A 15,764-nucleotide genomic window follows, 5' to 3' on the forward strand; every position below is an offset into this window, starting at 1 on the left:
CGAGAAAACATGGGAAATATGGAAGCAGAAGAGAGAAAAGAAGAAGGAACCCCTTCCGGTGAGACACTGGAAGCAGCATTTGGAAAACTGGATCAGATGCTCGAAACGCTGGAGAGCAGCGATGTCAGCCTGGAAGACTCCTTTCGTTTATACAAGGAGGGAATGGAGCTTTTGAACGAATGCAGTCAGAAAATTGACCGCGTCGAGAAAAAAATGCTCCAGATGAATGAGGATGGAACATTCAGAGAATTTTAAAGCGGTACTCGAAGAAAAAACGCGGGAAGCGGAAAGTATCATTGCCGCTTACCTGCCGAAAGAGGAAGGCTTTGCAAAGGAACTGGCAAAAGCCATGAATTACAGTATGACAGCGGGCGGAAAGAGGCTTCGTCCGCTGCTTTTGCAGGAGAGTTTCCGTCTGTTCGGCGGAACCGGGGAGGCTGTAAAACCATTTATGGCAGCCATGGAGATGATTCACACCCATTCCCTGATCCACGATGATCTCCCTGCGATCGACAACGATGATTACCGCCGCGGCAGAAAAACGACCCATGTCGTCTTCGGGGAGGCCGTCGGCGTGCTGGCAGGAGACGCCCTTTTAAACTATGCATACGAGACAGCCTGGAAAGCCTTTCCACTGGAGGAGCACACCGACCGCGTAGTGCGGGCTTTTGGTATTCTCTGTCAGAAAACCGGAATTTCCGGCATGTTGGGCGGTCAGAGTGTTGACGTGATGAATGAAAAAGCCGGCCATTTCGCCATCGACCGTGAGATGCTGGACTACATTTACGAGAACAAGACTTCGGCGCTTTTAGAGGCTGCCATGATGGCAGGTGCGGCACTTGCAGGAGCAAACGACGATGATCTTGACGCGCTCTGCCGGATTGCCTCCAAAGTCGGAATCGCGTTCCAGATCCGGGACGACATCCTGGATGTCACATCCACGATGGAGGAGCTTGGAAAGCCGGTTTTCAGTGATGAAAAGAATGAAAAAACAACGTATGTGACGATGTTTGGCACAGACGGGGCGGAGCAGGAGGTAAAACGGCTTACGAAAGAGGCCGTAGACGAACTGAAAAATCTGTCCTGTCCGGGAGATAAAATATTTCTGGAAGAGCTGTTTGAATCTCTGACTTCCAGAAAAAAGTAAGGGATGATTTCATGTTAGAAAAAATACAGAAACCAAACGATATTAAGAAGATTCCGGCGGACCAGCTTCCGGCGCTTGCAGAGGAAATCCGGGAATTTATTATCGAGTCTTTGAGTAAAACCGGCGGCCATCTGGCGTCCAATCTTGGTGTCGTGGAACTGACGATTGCGATGCACCGCGTCTTCGATCTTCCAAAAGACAAGCTGATCTGGGATGTGGGACACCAGTCCTACACGCACAAGATTCTGACCGGGCGGAAAGACGGGTTTGAAACGCTGCGCCGGGAAGGCGGCATCAGCGGATTCCCGAAGCGGAGCGAGAGTGACTGCGATGTATTCGACACCGGCCACAGCTCGACCTCGATTTCCGCAGGCGTCGGCTATGTGCGTGCACGGGAACTGAAAAAAGAAAATTATTCCGTTGTTTCGATCATCGGAGATGGTGCGCTGACCGGCGGCATGGCGTACGAGGCGCTGAACAATGCGGCCAGCCTGAAATCGAATTTTATTATCGTTTTAAATGACAACGAAATGTCGATCACCGAGAATGTCGGCGGTATGTCATCGTACCTGTCCGGCCTTCGGACGGCATCGGCGTACACGGATTTCAAGATGGACGTCACAAAGGCATTGAACCGCATTCCGGGCATCGGACCTGGCATGGTGGATGCGATGCGGAAGACGAAAAGCAGCATCAAACAGATCATCATTCCGGGCATGCTGTTTGAGGATATGGGACTTACGTATTTAGGTCCTGTGGACGGCCACAACATTCCGCAGCTGATCAAGACCTTCCAGGAAGCAAAACGGTTTGAAGGACCGATTCTGGTGCATGTCCTGACACAGAAGGGCCGCGGCTATGAGCCGGCGATGCGCCACCCGGCAAGATTCCACGGTGCGGGTCCGTTCGATGTGAAAACAGGATTGCCGGTTGGAAAATCCAATCCGACGTACACGGATGTCTTTTCCACGGTCATGCGGAAAATGGGAGATCGAAGAAAGGATGTTGCGGCAGTCACGGCGGCGATGATGACCGGTGTCGGACTGAAACGCTTCTCCAACATGTTCCCGGACCGCTGTTTCGATGTGGGAATCGCAGAAGAGCACGCGGTGACATTTGCAGCGGCACTGTCACTCGGCGGCATTACGCCTGTCGTTGCGATTTATTCTTCATTCCTGCAGCGGGCGTACGATCAGATCATGCATGACGTCTGTATGCAGAATCTCCATGTCGTCTTTGCGATTGACCGCGCCGGTCTTGTGGGCTACGACGGGGAGACACACCACGGCATTTTCGACCTTTCCTATCTGGGTTCGATGCCGAATATGACAATTCTTGCACCGAAGAACCTCTGGGAGCTTTCGGATATGATCAAATTTGCGGTTGATTACGACGGCCCGATCGCGGTGCGCTACCCGAGAGGGGAAACGTATACGGGATTAAAAGAGTTCCGTGCGCCCATCTGCCTCGGAAAATCAGAAGTGATCCATGAGGGAAGCCGTGTTGCACTTCTTGCCGTCGGCAGTATGGTAAAAATGGCAGAAGAAGTGCAGAAACAGTTAAAAGAGCGGATGGATATGGATGCGGCGCTTGTGAATGCGCGGTTCGTCAAACCAATCGATGAAGAACTTCTTCGAAGCTTTGCCGATACGTATGAGCTTGTCGTAACACTCGAGGAAAATGTAAAAGACGGCGGCTTTGGAGAGCGCGTCCTTGCTTTTGCCGAGGAAGAAGACCTTCCGTTCGGCGTGGAGATTATTGCACTGCCGGACCGCTTTATTCCGCACGGAAGTGTATCATACCAGATGAAACAGGTCGGCTTTACGCCGGAAGATATCTGCGGCAGAATTGAGGAATACTACAGAAAACGGGGGCAGGAAGAAAGATGAAAAAACGATTAGATGTATTACTGGTAGAACGGGGCCTTGCCACATCGCGGGAAAAAGCGAAAGCCATGATTATGGCAGGAGAAGTTCTGGTGGACAATGAGCGGGAGGACAAAGCCGGTTCCATGTTCCCGGAAGAAGTGGAGATTGTCTTAAAAGGAAAACCACTGCCGTATGTGAGCCGCGGCGGCTTAAAATTAGAGAAAGCAATGAAAAACTTTAACCTTACCCTGGATGGAAAGGTCTGCATGGATGTCGGAGCATCCACCGGCGGCTTTACTGACTGTATGCTGCAGAACGGCGCCGTCAAGGTATATTCCGTGGATGTCGGCCACGGCCAGCTCGACTGGAAGCTGCGGAACGATCCGCGCGTTGTCTGTATGGAGCGCACGAACATCCGTTACGTCGTGACGGAGGATATCGAGGAGAGACCGTCCTTCGTATCGATCGACGTATCGTTTATCTCCCTGACCAAGGTGCTGCTTCCGGTCCGAAATCTGATGGAAGAGAACGGCGAAATTGCAGCTCTGATCAAGCCGCAGTTTGAGGCAGGACGCGAAAAAGTCGGCAAAAAAGGTGTTGTCCGTGATCCGGCTGTACACAAAGAAGTCATTGAGATGGTCATTTCCTATGCGAAAAGCATTTCCTTCGGCGTGCGCCATCTGGAATTTTCTCCGATCAAAGGACCGGAGGGAAATATCGAGTATCTCGTTCACCTTGTCCGGCTGCCGGACGGCGTGACAGAGGAAGAGACCAATGTCGATGTAGACGCCGTTGTAAAGAGCGCACACGATACACTGGATAAATAAAAGGGTTAAGGAGCATGATATGGAGCGATTTTACCTGATCACAAACAGAGCAAAAGACCCGGACCTTACCGTGACAGACCAGATCAGGCAATATCTGGAGGAGCGCGGAAAAACGTGTCTTCTCTGCGATAACAGCGAAAAAGGGGAAAAATACCATTATACGGATCCGGCGAAGGTTCCGTCAGATATCGACGGCATTCTGGTGCTCGGTGGTGACGGCACGCTTCTGCAGGCAGCAGGCGACGTGGTGGATTTACAGATTCCACTGCTCGGCATCAATCTGGGAACGCTCGGCTATCTTGCGGAAATCGACCGTGACACGCTTTATCCGGCGCTGGATCATCTGATGGCAGATGAGTATACGATTGAGCACCGCATGATGCTCTGCGGATCGATTTACCGGGACGGAAAGCTGATTGCGGAGGACGCGGCACTCAACGACATTACGATCACCCGTGAGGGAAACCTGCGTGTCGTCCGGTTCGACAATTACGTCAACGGGGAGTTTTTAAATTCCTACAGCGCCGATGGCATCATCATCGCAACGCCGACCGGTTCGACCGGCTACAGCCTCTCCGCGGGCGGCCCGATCATCTCACCGTCAGCCAGCCTGATGCTGATGACACCGCTTGCCCCGCACACCCTGAATACGAGAAGCATTGTCTTTCCGGCAGAGGATGTGATCGAGGTGGAGCTCGGGCCTTCGAGAGACGGCGGCATTGAACAGGGCATGGCATATTTTGACGGCGACACCCGCGTTCCGATGAAAACCGGCGACCGGATCGTGATCAAAAAGGCCAGACGGGATACTCTGATTGTGAAGATCAGCAACATCAGTTTTCTGGAGACATTAAGAAAGAAAATGGCAAACATTTAAGATATAGTTACTGGGGAAGGATGCTTGAAATGAAAATCGCGAGACATGCACAGATTATCAAATTAATTAACCAATATGACATTGAAACACAGGAGGAGCTGGCAAAGAAGCTGGAGGAGAGCGGCTTTGCCGTAACGCAGGCGACGATTTCGAGGGATATCCGCCAGCTGAAGCTCACAAAAGTACCAAAAGAGAACGGCGGAAGCCGTTATGCTGTTTTGCAGAATGCACCGTCTGAGGTGGGAAGCCGCTATGCGCGCGTTCTGAAAGATGCGTTTATTTCTGTTGATCTTGCCAAAAATATTCTGGTCATCAAAACCGTATCCGGCATGGCAATGGCGGCAGCAGCGGCTTTCGATGAGATGAACTGGAGCGAGATCGTCGGCTGCATCGGCGGAGACGATACGATTTTCTGCGTGGCAAGAGATGACGACGCGGCGCTTGTGGCAGCAGAACGCCTGAAACGGATGGTGGACGGCATGGAGGAGACGGGCGAGGAGTTCTAAAAAACGCCCGTCTCTGCAAAAAGAGAAAAAAGATGACAGCAGGTGTGACACCGGAGGAAAAGAATGCTCACAAACTTACACGTAAAAAATCTGGCCCTGATCGACGAAGCGGAAGTGGAGTTCGGTCCGGGCCTGAATATACTGACCGGAGAAACCGGAGCCGGAAAATCCATCCTGATCGGTTCGATCAACGCGGCGCTTGGAAAGAAGATATCCCGCGAGATGATCCGGACGGGAGAGACAAGCGCGCTGGTGGAACTGGTCTTTGAAACCGAAAATCCGCATGTGCTGGAGCTGTTAAAAGAGATGGATCTCGAGGCGGAGGAGGGTCAGGTGATTATTTCCAGAAAGATCACCGGATCCCGCAGCGTCTGCCGCATCAACGGCGAGGCATGCAATATCTCACAGGTAAAAGCTCTTGCGTCCCTGCTGCTCGACATCCACGGCCAGCATGAGCACCAGTCGCTGCTCTATCCGGACCGGCAGATCGCGATTCTTGACGCGTTTGCGGGAACCGAGGCGGCCACGGCAAAAGGAGAGGTCCGGGCGCTGTACCAGGAGTGGAAGAATGTCCGAAAGGAGCTCTCGGCGTACGAACTCGACGAGGAGGCAAGAAAGCGGGAGGCAGCATTTCTTACGTTTGAAATCAACGAGATTGATCAGGCAGAGCTAAAAGAGGGCGAGGACGAAGCGTTGGAAACTGCGTACCGGAAAATGGGCCATGCGAAAAAGATCGCGGAATCTCTGCAGACGGTATATGCGATCACCGGCTACGGTGCAGAGAACAGCGCCGGGGAGCAGGTCGGCCGCGCAATCCGGGAGCTGCAGCAGGCCGCAGTGTACGACGATGCACTTTCCGGTCCGTCGCAGACCCTTTCCGATATTGACGGACTGCTGAATGATTTCAACCGCGAAATTTCCGCATATCTTTCCGAACTGACCTTTTCCGAAGAAGAGTATTACGAGACGGAAAAACGGCTCGATGAGATCAACCGCCTGAAAGCAAAGTATGGAAAGACGATGGAAGAGATCGCCGCATACCGCGAAGAACAGCAGAAAAAACTGGAAAAACTGGAAAATTTTGAGAGCTGCCGCGCCGCACTGCAGGAGCAGTTACAGAAAACGGAGCAGAAACTGGATGCGGCCGCACATAATCTGTCCAAAATCCGCAGAAACTATGCAAAACGGCTCGAAACACAGATTATCGAAGGTCTGCGCGACCTGAATTTCCTGCATGTCGCATTTGAAATTTCATTTGAAAAGACAAAAAGCTACACCGAAAACGGAACCGATGCTGTGGAGTTCTTAATCTCCACAAACCCGGGCGAAGCGATCCGTCCGCTGGCGAAAGTTGTTTCCGGCGGTGAACTGTCGCGAATCATGCTTGCAATCAAGACGATTCTTGCCGACCGCGACGAGACAGAAACCCTGATTTTCGATGAAATCGACACCGGAATCAGCGGAAGGACGGCGCAGAAGGTTTCCGAAAAAATGGCACAGATCGGGCAGCGCCATCAGGTCATCTGCATCACCCATCTGCCGCAGATCGCGGCGATGGCAGATTCTCATTTTGAAATCGAAAAAAACGTCGAAGAAAACGAGACCGTCACATCGATCCATCCATTATCCGAGGAAGATTCTGTCAGAGAACTGGCAAGAATGCTCGGCGGCGCGAAAATTACGGATTCTGTTCTGGCAAATGCCAGCGAGATGAAGGAATTGGCACAGGTACAAAAATCTGCAAGACTCAAATAAAGAGAAGTCCGCATACTAAGAGGGAAATCACGAAACAAAGCGTGGTTTCCCTCTTTTTCGCGGGCGGCGAGTCAAAGTCCGTGCCTGCACGAGAACTTGACGACCGCCGCGAAAACAAAAGAAATGCCGCAGTTCTGCCCTGCGGCGGAAAGGATGGGAATGCAAATGACGAGAAAACAAAAATACCGAAGAGTCCTGCTTGCGCTGGCGGCGCTGTTTCTGATCCTCGCCGTTCTTCTTGGCTACGATGCCATGCGCGAATCCCTGCCGGATACGATGTATGTGGATGAGAACAGCGAAAGCCCGTTTCAGCCGCTCACGAAACATCCACTTCTGACGATTTCGGAAGATACGAAGGAAGCAGAAAAAACCGAATTCGGAGAAACGGGTGAAACGGTTGTAGAATGTTCCGCCGCCGGGATCCCGCTGAAAAAGATCCGTGTGATCCAGGAAGAACGGCCGAAAGTTGCCGTCTGCGGAGCGCCGGTCGGTATCTATATGGAGACCGACGGTGTGATGGTGATCCGTACAGCCGAAATCCGTTCGTCCGACGGAACCGTCAGCCGTCCGTCAGAAAATATTCTTCGGGAAGGCGACTATATCACAAAAGTAAACGGACAGAGCATCCGCAGCAAGCAGGATCTGATTGATGCAGTAAAAGTATCAAACGGTTCCCCGGTGTATCTTTCCCTGCTTCGGGACGGGGAAACGATCGAAGTGCAGGTGACACCGCAGAAAAGCCAGGACGGCACCTGCCGCCTCGGGGCCTGGGTCCGCGACAATATGCAGGGAATCGGAACACTGACTTTCGTGGAACCGGACGGAACCTTTGCAGCGCTCGGCCATGGAATCAGTGATATCGATACCGGAAAAATGCTCCAATTGAACGGCGGAGAACTGTATCTGACACAGATTCTGTCTGTGATCCCGGGAAAAGCGGGTGTACCGGGTGAACTGCAGGGCGTGATCCATTACGAAGAAAAGAACCGTATCGGGTCAGTGGCGGAGAATACCATCTACGGTATCCACGGCGTTCTGGACAGGGAAAAAAGCAGTGCACTGCCGCTTACCGTGACGGAAATTGCCTATCGGCAGGAGATCGAGACGGGCCCGGCCACCGTGCGGATGTGCGTGGACAATACGGTAGAAGAGTATGAGGCGGAGATTACAGAAATCGATCTTGGAAGCGAGAATACGAACAAAAATTTTGTGCTCGAAATTACCGATCAACGGCTGCTACAGAAAACCGGCGGCATCGTACAGGGAAATTCCGGCTCGCCGGTGCTCCAGAACGGAAGGCTGATCGGCGCCATTACCCATGTTTTCGTAAACCATCCAGAAAAAGGCTACGGTGTCTTTGCGGAAAACATGCTTGAACGGAACTGAAAAAATATGCGTTAATTTGGTTGAAATTGTTACAAACTTCCGAATTTTTACGGAAAATGTCGATCGAATTTTCAAAAAATTACGGGAAATATATTGAAAATGCGAAAAAATAAAATTATAATGTCTGTGTGATTGGAAAAAGTTCAGAAGAAAACGGATGCAGTGAAATTCCGGAAAGACTATGAGTTTTTGCAAAGGAGAGCTTTATGGAAAAGATCAACATTGCCATCGCGGATGATAACGAACGCATGCAGGAAATGCTTGGGAACGTCATAAAACAGGATGACACGCTTGAACTGATCGGGCAGACCGGAAACGGAAATGATATCTACAGTATCATCCGCGACAAAGAACCGGACGTCGTACTGCTTGACATTTTCATGCCGAAGATGGATGGTCTGACTGTAATGGAGAAAGTCAATGAGGATAAAAATCTGAAAAAAAGACCTGCCTTTATCGTTGTCTCCGCCGTAGGAGAGGAGAGGATCACCGAAGATGCGTTCCGGCTCGGCGCTTACTATTACGTCTTAAAACCGTTCGACAACGAAACTCTTCTGAACCGGATCAAAGCAACAAAAGGAATGACAGCAGTAAGAAGATACCATCCAAGAAATTTTACAAACCCCGGAAAAGAGCCGATCTGTCCGCCGGAAAACAGTCTGGAAATCGATGTGACAAATATGATCCACGAGATCGGCGTTCCTGCCCATATCAAAGGATACCAGTACCTGCGCGATGCGATTCTGCTTTCCGTAGAGGACACGGAAATGCTCAATTCCATTACCAAGATTCTCTATCCGACCATCGCGAAACGCCACCAGACAACGTCAAGTCGTGTCGAGCGTGCCATCCGCCATGCGATTGAAGTGGCCTGGAGCCGCGGCAAAATGGATACAATCGACGAGCTGTTCGGCTATACCGTGAACAACCGCAAGGGTAAACCGACAAATTCTGAATTTATTGCATTAATTGCAGATAAAATACGTCTCGAACTGAAAAATCAGTAAAAAGTAACAAAAAAATCCGAACAAACGGAGAAATTACAGAAGTTTAGACTTTTTTTTCTGGATAAAGTACGGTATAATACAGACAGGACGTTGATTATCCTTTCGCGTTTCATAGGATCGTGACAAAAAGGAAGGAATTACAGAAAAACAAAGATGCGATAATCAGCATGAAATTACAGGAGGATTCTTTTCATGAAAAATATTTTGTTCGTGGCTTCAGAGTGTGTACCGTTCATCAAAACAGGCGGTCTGGCGGATGTAGTAGGTTCTCTGCCGAAATACTTCCCGAAAGAGTATTTTGATGTGCGCGTGGTGATTCCAAAATACGCAGGAATCAAAGAACAGTTTAGAAATCAGATGCAGTATGTGACAAACTTCTACATGGATCTGAACTGGAGACAGCAGTATGTCGGCATTTTCGAGATGGAATATGAAGGCATCAAATTCTACTTTATCGACAACGAGGAGCATTTCGGAGGAAGCACTCCATATGCGGGCATGCCGTGGGATCTGGAAAAATTTGCTTACTTCAGTAAAGCAGCGCTTTCCATTTTACCGACCATCGGCTTCCGCCCGGATCTCATCCACTGCCACGACTGGCAGACCGGTCTCGTTCCGGTTTACCTGCACGAGCGTTTCCAGGCAGATGAATTCTATCGGGGAATCAAAACCGTCATGACGATCCACAACCTGAAATTCCAGGGCATCTGGGACCGCAAGACGATTCAGAGCATTACCGGCCTTTCCGACTACTACTTCACACCGGATAAGCTGGAGTTCAAACACGATGCCAGCTACTTGAAGGGCGGTCTGGTTTACGCAGATGCGATCACCACCGTCAGCAATACATACGCGCAGGAGATTCAGACCCCGTTCTATGGCGAAGGACTCGACGGTCTGATGTGTGCAAGAGCAAACGATCTGCGCGGTATTGTAAACGGACTCGACTACAATGAGTGGAACCCGGAGACAGACGCTCAGATTGCAAAGAATTTCAATGTAAAGAACTTCCGTAAAGAGAAAGTGAAAAATAAACTGGCACTGCAGGAGGAGTTAGGACTCGAGGTCAATCCGAAGACGATGATGATCGGTATCGTATCCCGGCTGACCGATCAGAAGGGCTTCGACCTCATCAGCTATATGATGGATGAGATGTGCCAGGATGCCGTACAGTTTGTGATCCTTGGAACCGGCGAGGAGCGCTACGAGAACATGTTCCGCCACTTCGCATGGAAATACGACAAGAAGGTTTCGGCAAACATCTACTATTCCGATGCAATGTCACACAAGATCTATGCATCCTGCGATGCCTTCTTGATGCCGTCCCTGTTTGAGCCATGCGGACTCTCCCAGCTCATGAGCCTCCGCTACGGAACCCTTCCGATCGTCCGCGAGACCGGCGGCCTCAAAGACACCGTAGAGCCGTACAATGAGTACGAGGGAACAGGAACTGGATTCAGCTTCACAAACTACAATGCGCATGAGATGATGGGTACCGTGCGGTACGCAGAGCGCATCTATTACGACAAAAAACGCGAGTGGAACAAGATGATCGACCGCGCAATGGCACAGGATTTCTCCTGGGCGAATTCCGCAAAACAGTACGAGGAAATGTACAACTGGCTGATCGGATAAGCTGATCTGCATTCTGAAAAATAAGAAAAAAATCCCGAAATGGCAGAAGAGGAAAGAAAAGCCGTTTCGGGATTTTTTTGCAGTATTTTTGGGTTGCGGCAGGAGAGTGGAATATGCTACACTTGTGCATAAGGATATATTCGAAGCAGCTCCGGTGCAGAGGATTTGGGGGCTGAAAAAAGACACAGGAAAAAAAGAAAAACAGTTGACAACAAAGCAGATTTGTAATAGTATGGATACAGAAGCGAACGGACGTTCGCATGGTAAGGAGAATATTCAGTATGGGAAATAATAACGAAGATAAACTGCGTGCACTCGATGCCGCACTTGGACAGATTGAAAAACAGTACGGAAAAGGAGCTGTCATGAAGCTCGGAGATTCCGCAGCAAACATGAACGTGGAAACCATCCCGACCGGCTCTTTAAGCCTGGATATCGCACTCGGCCTTGGCGGTGTGCCGAAGGGAAGAATCATCGAGGTATATGGACCGGAGTCTTCCGGTAAAACAACCGTAGCGCTCCACATGGTAGCCGAAGTACAGAAACGCGGCGGAATCGCCGGCTTCATCGATGCAGAGCATGCGCTCGATCCGGCCTATGCCAAAAACATCGGTGTTGATATTGAAAATCTTTATATCTCACAGCCGGACAACGGCGAGCAGGCACTTGAGATCACCGAGACGATGGTCCGTTCCGGTGCGGTAGACATCATCATCGTGGACTCTGTTGCAGCCCTCGTTCCAAAAGCCGAGATCGACGGCGACATGGGAGATTCCCACGTCGGACTGCAGGCGCGTCTGATGTCTCAGGCACTCCGGAAACTGACTGCAGCGATCAGCAAATCCAATTGTATTGTTATCTTTATCAACCAGCTGCGTGAAAAAGTCGGTGTCATGTTCGGAAATCCGGAGACCACAACCGGCGGCCGTGCACTGAAATTCTATTCTTCCATCCGTCTCGATGTCAGAAGAATTGAAGCCTTAAAGCAGGGCGGAGAGATGGTCGGAAACCGTACCAGAATCAAAGTCGTGAAAAACAAAGTAGCTCCGCCGTTCCGCGAGGCAGAATTTGATATCATGTTCGGAAAAGGAATCTCCAAAGAAGGAGACGTTCTGGATCTGGCAGCTTCCGTCGGCATCGTACAGAAGAGCGGCGCATGGTTCGCATACGGCGGCGACAAGATCGGCCAGGGACGCGAAAATGCGAAAGCATACCTGCGCGAGCATCCGGAAATCATGGATGAGATCGAGCACAAAGTGCGCGTGGCTTACGGCCTGATCAAGGAAGAAGCGCCGGAAGGCACAGAGGAAACAGCAGCAGTTCCGGAAACCGAAGGAGACGACGAATAAATGTTTGTGACAGAGATTCGTCCTCTGAATAAAAAGAAATCACGGATCCTCTTCGATGACGGAGAGGATCTGGTTCTTTATAACGGGGAAATCCGCGCTTCCCGCATCAAAGAGCAGGAGGAGCTTCCCGATGAGGTTTACGAAAAGCTGGCAGGGGAAGTGCTGACTAAAAGGGCCAAACACCGCGCGATGTATCTGCTGCTCGGACAGATGCGGACGAAAAAAGAGCTGGAAGATAAGTTACGAAAAGACGGCTATCCCGAGAGAGCCATTGAAGAGGCTGTCTCGTACGTGGAGAGCTTTCACTATATCGACGACCGCGCATACGTGGAGCAGTATCTTGCGGGCAGCGGTGCGAAAAAAGGGAAAAAGGCAGTCCTCTATGCGCTGGCACAGAAAGGCGTGGACCGGGAACTGGTGGAATCCGTCCTGGAAGAGCAGGAGGATGCCCGCGATGAGTATGAACTTGCAAAAAGTGCCGCCTTCGCAAAGCTCGGCACGCCGCACCGGCTGGATGAAAAAGAGTACCGCCGTGCTGCCGGTTTTCTGACGCGGAAGGGATTCGGCAGTTCCGAAATCCGTCGGGCACTGGAAGAATACCAAGATTCCGCTGACGAAGAATCCTGAATATTCCCGGCGATTCCGCCACATGCCGCGAAATTATGTGCAATAAATTACATGAATATTTTTAAAACATTGACAAATTTGTGAAAACAGTATAAAATTGTAGTGTTGTAAATGTGCAATGAAAACTAAATAAGGAGGTGCTCCGGTAATGAGTACAGGTATTACAATTCTGCTGGTATTCATTGCTGTAGTAGTCACGCTGCTTATTGCGGTTCCTGTTACCAGGAAAATTGCTGTGGACAATAAAATCAAGCAGGATGCTGAAAAAATTGGCACAGCGGAAGAAAAGGCGAGAAACATCATAGATGAAGCACTGAAAACTGCCGAAACTAAGAAACGGGAAGCCCTGCTGGAGGCGAAGGAGGAGTCTCTTCGTACGAAGAATGAAGTAGAAAAAGAGACCCGAGAGCGCAGAGCGGAACTGCAGAAATATGAGAAGCGCGTTTTATCGAAAGAAGAATCTGTAGATAAAAAAGCGGACGTATTGGAGCGTCGTGAAAACGAAATTGCAGCAAAAGAGGCAAGCGTCAGAAAGAAAGAAAAGGAAGTAGACGGTCTACACGAAAAAGGAGTACAGGAACTGGAAAGAATTTCCGGTTTTACCTCCGAGGAAGCAAAAGAGTATCTGTTAAAATCTGTGGAAGACGAAGTAAAAATCGACACAGCAAAGCTCTACAAAGAGCTGGAGAGCAGAGCAAAAGAGGAAGCAGGCCGTAAGGCAAAAGAGTATGTGGTAACAGCTATTCAGAAATGTGCTGTCGATCACGTATCCGAGAGTACCATCTCCGTGGTACAGCTTCCGAGCGATGAAATGAAAGGCCGCATCATCGGTCGTGAAGGACGAAACATCCGTACACTCGAAACCATGACAGGCGTTGACCTGATCATCGACGATACACCGGAAGCAGTCGTTCTTTCCTCATTCGATCCGATTCGCCGTGAGGTGGCAAGAATTGCTCTGGAAAAACTGATCGTAGACGGAAGAATCCATCCGGCCCGCATCGAAGAGATGGTAGAAAAGGCCCGCAAAGAAGTAGAACAGAATATTCGCGAGGAAGGCGAGGCAGCCGCACTGGAAGTCGGTGTACACGGACTTCATCCGGAGCTGATCCGTCTCCTTGGAAGAATGAAATTCCGTTCCAGCTACGGACAGAATGCATTAAAGCATTCGATCGAGGTAGCACAGCTTTCCGGTCTCCTCGCAGGAGAGATAGGATGCGATGTCCGCATGGCAAAACGTGCCGGACTGCTTCATGATATCGGTAAATCCATCGACCATGAGGTAGAAGGATCTCACATTCAGATCGGTGCAGATCTCTGCAAAAAGTACAAAGAATCTCAGATTGTGATCAACACAGTAGAATCACATCACGGGGATGTAGAGCCCCAGTCTTTGATTGCATGTATCGTTCAGGCAGCGGATGCAATTTCCGCAGCAAGACCGGGTGCAAGAAGAGAAACACTCGAAACATATACCAACAGATTAAAACAGTTGGAAGACATCACGAATTCGTTCAAGGGTGTCGAAAAATCTTTTGCTATTCAGGCTGGTAGAGAAGTCCGCATCATGGTTGTTCCTGAACAGGTATCCGATTCTGAAATGGTACTGCTCGCAAGGGATATCTCGAAACAGATCGAAGCTGAACTGGAATACCCGGGACAGATCAAGGTCAATGTTATCCGCGAGAGCCGTGTAACGGATTACGCGAAATAAAAGACTTTCTACGAAACAATTTAATAACGAAATCAAAAAGAGGCTGTGGACATGAGCAATCATGTTCCACAGCCTTTTCAGTGTGTATAAGAACAGTAAGTTTCAAAAGAATTTATACGTGCCGTATCCGGTTCGAGCGCATTTTCTGAGGTGTAGAGCCATACAGCTTTTTGAAGGTCCGCATAAAAATTTTGTAATTCGACAGCCCGTTTTTCTCCATCAGTACCGTGATCGTTTCGTCGGAATTCTGTAAATCTTCGTACAGGTGCATCGTGCGCACATCGTTCAGATATTCGAGAAAGGTCTGTCCGGTATACTTTTTAAAGAGCCGGCAGAAATACTCCTTCGAGAGCGCCAGGGAATCCGCGGCTGTTTCGAGGCTTAACGGTTCCGGGTAATGCACTTTCACCCAGTTCATAACGTGTGTCACGCGCTGCAGATCGCGCTGTGAACCCGTGAGGGATGCCGAAGGGATCTGGTGGGAATACGACCGGCAGAGATGGTACAGAAATTCGTACAGTCGTGAGGTAAAGAGAAGCTGGTATGAATCGGAAGGATTCTGCCGGATCTCGTTCATCTCCGAGAGCAGTGCGCGGAGCGGAGCCGGCTGTTCCGAGTAGGGAATGATCGTGTCGAAACGCATCGTATCAAAGTCCGGCAGATATTGGCGCATCTGGCTTGCGGAAATCTGCAGCAGAAGATATGTACAGGTGTTGGAGCGCGTCATATGGAGGTCGCCGGAGTTGATGATAATCAGATCGCCCTCGTTTAACCGATACTCCGTTGCCTGGACAATCGCGGAAAACTGTCCCCTGATCAGATAGAGAATTTCCACATATTCGTGCCAGTGCGCCGGAAAAACAAAAGCGGGCGCATCCTGCAGCTCAAAACGGACGTGCAGCAGATCGGTTTCGTGTATTGTTTCGTAAAAGCAGGATTCCATAAGTACCTCCAGGATGTGATAGAAATATACGTCAATTATAATCAAAAAAGATAAGAATATTGTACCAGAAATTGGGCGAAATATCAATATCAACCAGAGAAAGGACAAGAAAGGAACTAGAAG

The 15,764-nt window shown here is 50.0% G+C and carries 15 protein-coding genes; 14 read left to right on the top strand and 1 reads right to left on the bottom strand.

Features of this window, described 5'->3' with window-relative positions; translation table 11 throughout:
• Window positions 1–9 precede the first annotated feature (9 nt).
• The 14 genes from xseB (at window position 10) to rny (ending at window position 14,698) form a co-directional block, all read left to right on the top strand.
• A complete protein-coding gene (gene xseB / locus DWW13_RS00505; RefSeq protein ID WP_226906307.1) occupies window positions 10–255 on the top strand; it encodes an exodeoxyribonuclease VII small subunit in 246 nt (81 codons plus the stop codon).
• Window positions 233–1,147 carry a polyprenyl synthetase family protein gene (locus tag DWW13_RS00510; protein ID WP_330415388.1) on the top strand — a complete coding sequence of 305 codons (915 nt, stop codon included), beginning with the start codon at window positions 233–235 and terminating at the stop codon, window positions 1,145–1,147. The genes xseB and DWW13_RS00510 overlap by 23 nt, the downstream gene beginning before the upstream one ends.
• Before the next feature lie 11 nt (window positions 1,148–1,158).
• On the top strand, window positions 1,159–3,036 hold the full coding sequence (dxs, locus tag DWW13_RS00515; RefSeq protein ID WP_117760402.1) for a 1-deoxy-D-xylulose-5-phosphate synthase: 1,878 nt from the start codon (window positions 1,159–1,161) through the stop codon (window positions 3,034–3,036).
• A complete protein-coding gene (locus DWW13_RS00520) occupies window positions 3,033–3,842 on the top strand; it encodes a TlyA family RNA methyltransferase (RefSeq protein ID WP_022463346.1) in 810 nt (269 codons plus the stop codon). Before dxs ends, DWW13_RS00520 begins: the two co-directional genes overlap by 4 nt.
• Window positions 3,843–3,861: 19 nt before the next feature.
• On the top strand, window positions 3,862–4,719 hold the full coding sequence (locus tag DWW13_RS00525; protein WP_022463345.1) for an NAD(+)/NADH kinase: 858 nt from the start codon (window positions 3,862–3,864) through the stop codon (window positions 4,717–4,719).
• Between the two features lie 29 nt (window positions 4,720–4,748).
• Window positions 4,749–5,225 (top strand): arginine repressor, encoded by a 477-nt coding sequence (argR, locus tag DWW13_RS00530; protein ID WP_055267041.1) that lies wholly within the window; start codon window positions 4,749–4,751, stop codon window positions 5,223–5,225.
• Between the two features lie 63 nt (window positions 5,226–5,288).
• Complete coding sequence (gene recN / locus DWW13_RS00535; RefSeq protein WP_117509106.1) at window positions 5,289–6,980, top strand: DNA repair protein RecN; 1,692 nt, start codon at window positions 5,289–5,291, stop codon at window positions 6,978–6,980.
• Between the two features lie 165 nt (window positions 6,981–7,145).
• Complete coding sequence (gene spoIVB / locus DWW13_RS00540) at window positions 7,146–8,366, top strand: SpoIVB peptidase (protein WP_158568303.1); 1,221 nt, start codon at window positions 7,146–7,148, stop codon at window positions 8,364–8,366.
• Window positions 8,367–8,572: 206 nt separating this feature from the next.
• Window positions 8,573–9,373 carry a sporulation transcription factor Spo0A gene (spo0A, locus tag DWW13_RS00545; RefSeq protein ID WP_055218233.1) on the top strand — a complete coding sequence of 267 codons (801 nt, stop codon included), beginning with the start codon at window positions 8,573–8,575 and terminating at the stop codon, window positions 9,371–9,373.
• 192 nt (window positions 9,374–9,565) lie between these two features.
• Window positions 9,566–11,008, top strand: a complete 1,443-nt coding sequence (gene glgA, locus DWW13_RS00550; protein ID WP_055218231.1) for a glycogen synthase GlgA — start codon at window positions 9,566–9,568, stop codon at window positions 11,006–11,008.
• A 106-nt stretch (window positions 11,009–11,114) separates the two neighbouring features.
• On the top strand, window positions 11,115–11,300 hold the full coding sequence (locus tag DWW13_RS00555; protein WP_118718966.1) for a hypothetical protein: 186 nt from the start codon (window positions 11,115–11,117) through the stop codon (window positions 11,298–11,300).
• Complete coding sequence (gene recA / locus DWW13_RS00560) at window positions 11,290–12,357, top strand: recombinase RecA (RefSeq protein ID WP_022463338.1); 1,068 nt, start codon at window positions 11,290–11,292, stop codon at window positions 12,355–12,357. The genes DWW13_RS00555 and recA overlap by 11 nt, the downstream gene beginning before the upstream one ends.
• Window positions 12,358–12,984, top strand: a complete 627-nt coding sequence (locus DWW13_RS00565) for a regulatory protein RecX (protein WP_055218226.1) — start codon at window positions 12,358–12,360, stop codon at window positions 12,982–12,984. It abuts the gene before it with no gap.
• A gap of 148 nt (window positions 12,985–13,132) precedes the next feature.
• A complete protein-coding gene (rny, locus tag DWW13_RS00570; RefSeq protein ID WP_118718968.1) occupies window positions 13,133–14,698 on the top strand; it encodes a ribonuclease Y in 1,566 nt (521 codons plus the stop codon).
• A 112-nt stretch (window positions 14,699–14,810) separates the two neighbouring features.
• Here rny and DWW13_RS00575 read toward each other — a convergent pair whose 3' ends face one another.
• Window positions 14,811–15,641, bottom strand: coding sequence for a helix-turn-helix transcriptional regulator (locus DWW13_RS00575; RefSeq protein WP_117760398.1), 831 nt, complete (start codon window positions 15,639–15,641; stop codon window positions 14,811–14,813).
• Between the last annotated feature and the right edge of the window lie 123 nt (window positions 15,642–15,764).

The sequence above is a fragment of the Blautia sp. AF14-40 genome, from assembly GCF_003479665.1.
Lineage (GTDB): Bacteria > Bacillota > Clostridia > Lachnospirales > Lachnospiraceae > Fusicatenibacter > Fusicatenibacter saccharivorans.

Excerpts from the sequence above, each read along its gene's own strand:
- spo0A (WP_055218233.1), top strand. The coding sequence starts at position 8,573 with ATGGAAAAGATCAACATTGCCATCGCGGATGATAACGAACGCATGCAG.
- rny (WP_118718968.1), top strand. The coding sequence starts at position 13,133 with ATGAGTACAGGTATTACAATTCTGCTGGTATTCATTGCTGTAGTAGTC.
- DWW13_RS00575 (WP_117760398.1), bottom strand. The coding sequence starts at position 15,641 with ATGGAATCCTGCTTTTACGAAACAATACACGAAACCGATCTGCTGCAC.
- recN (WP_117509106.1), top strand. The coding sequence starts at position 5,289 with ATGCTCACAAACTTACACGTAAAAAATCTGGCCCTGATCGACGAAGCG.
- DWW13_RS00525 (WP_022463345.1), top strand. The coding sequence starts at position 3,862 with ATGGAGCGATTTTACCTGATCACAAACAGAGCAAAAGACCCGGACCTT.
- dxs (WP_117760402.1), top strand. The coding sequence starts at position 1,159 with ATGTTAGAAAAAATACAGAAACCAAACGATATTAAGAAGATTCCGGCG.
- glgA (WP_055218231.1), top strand. The coding sequence starts at position 9,566 with ATGAAAAATATTTTGTTCGTGGCTTCAGAGTGTGTACCGTTCATCAAA.
- spoIVB (WP_158568303.1), top strand. The coding sequence starts at position 7,146 with ATGACGAGAAAACAAAAATACCGAAGAGTCCTGCTTGCGCTGGCGGCG.
- argR (WP_055267041.1), top strand. The coding sequence starts at position 4,749 with ATGAAAATCGCGAGACATGCACAGATTATCAAATTAATTAACCAATAT.
- recA (WP_022463338.1), top strand. The coding sequence starts at position 11,290 with ATGGGAAATAATAACGAAGATAAACTGCGTGCACTCGATGCCGCACTT.
- xseB (WP_226906307.1), top strand. The coding sequence starts at position 10 with ATGGGAAATATGGAAGCAGAAGAGAGAAAAGAAGAAGGAACCCCTTCC.
- DWW13_RS00520 (WP_022463346.1), top strand. The coding sequence starts at position 3,033 with ATGAAAAAACGATTAGATGTATTACTGGTAGAACGGGGCCTTGCCACA.
- DWW13_RS00510 (WP_330415388.1), top strand. The coding sequence starts at position 233 with ATGGAACATTCAGAGAATTTTAAAGCGGTACTCGAAGAAAAAACGCGG.
- DWW13_RS00565 (WP_055218226.1), top strand. The coding sequence starts at position 12,358 with ATGTTTGTGACAGAGATTCGTCCTCTGAATAAAAAGAAATCACGGATC.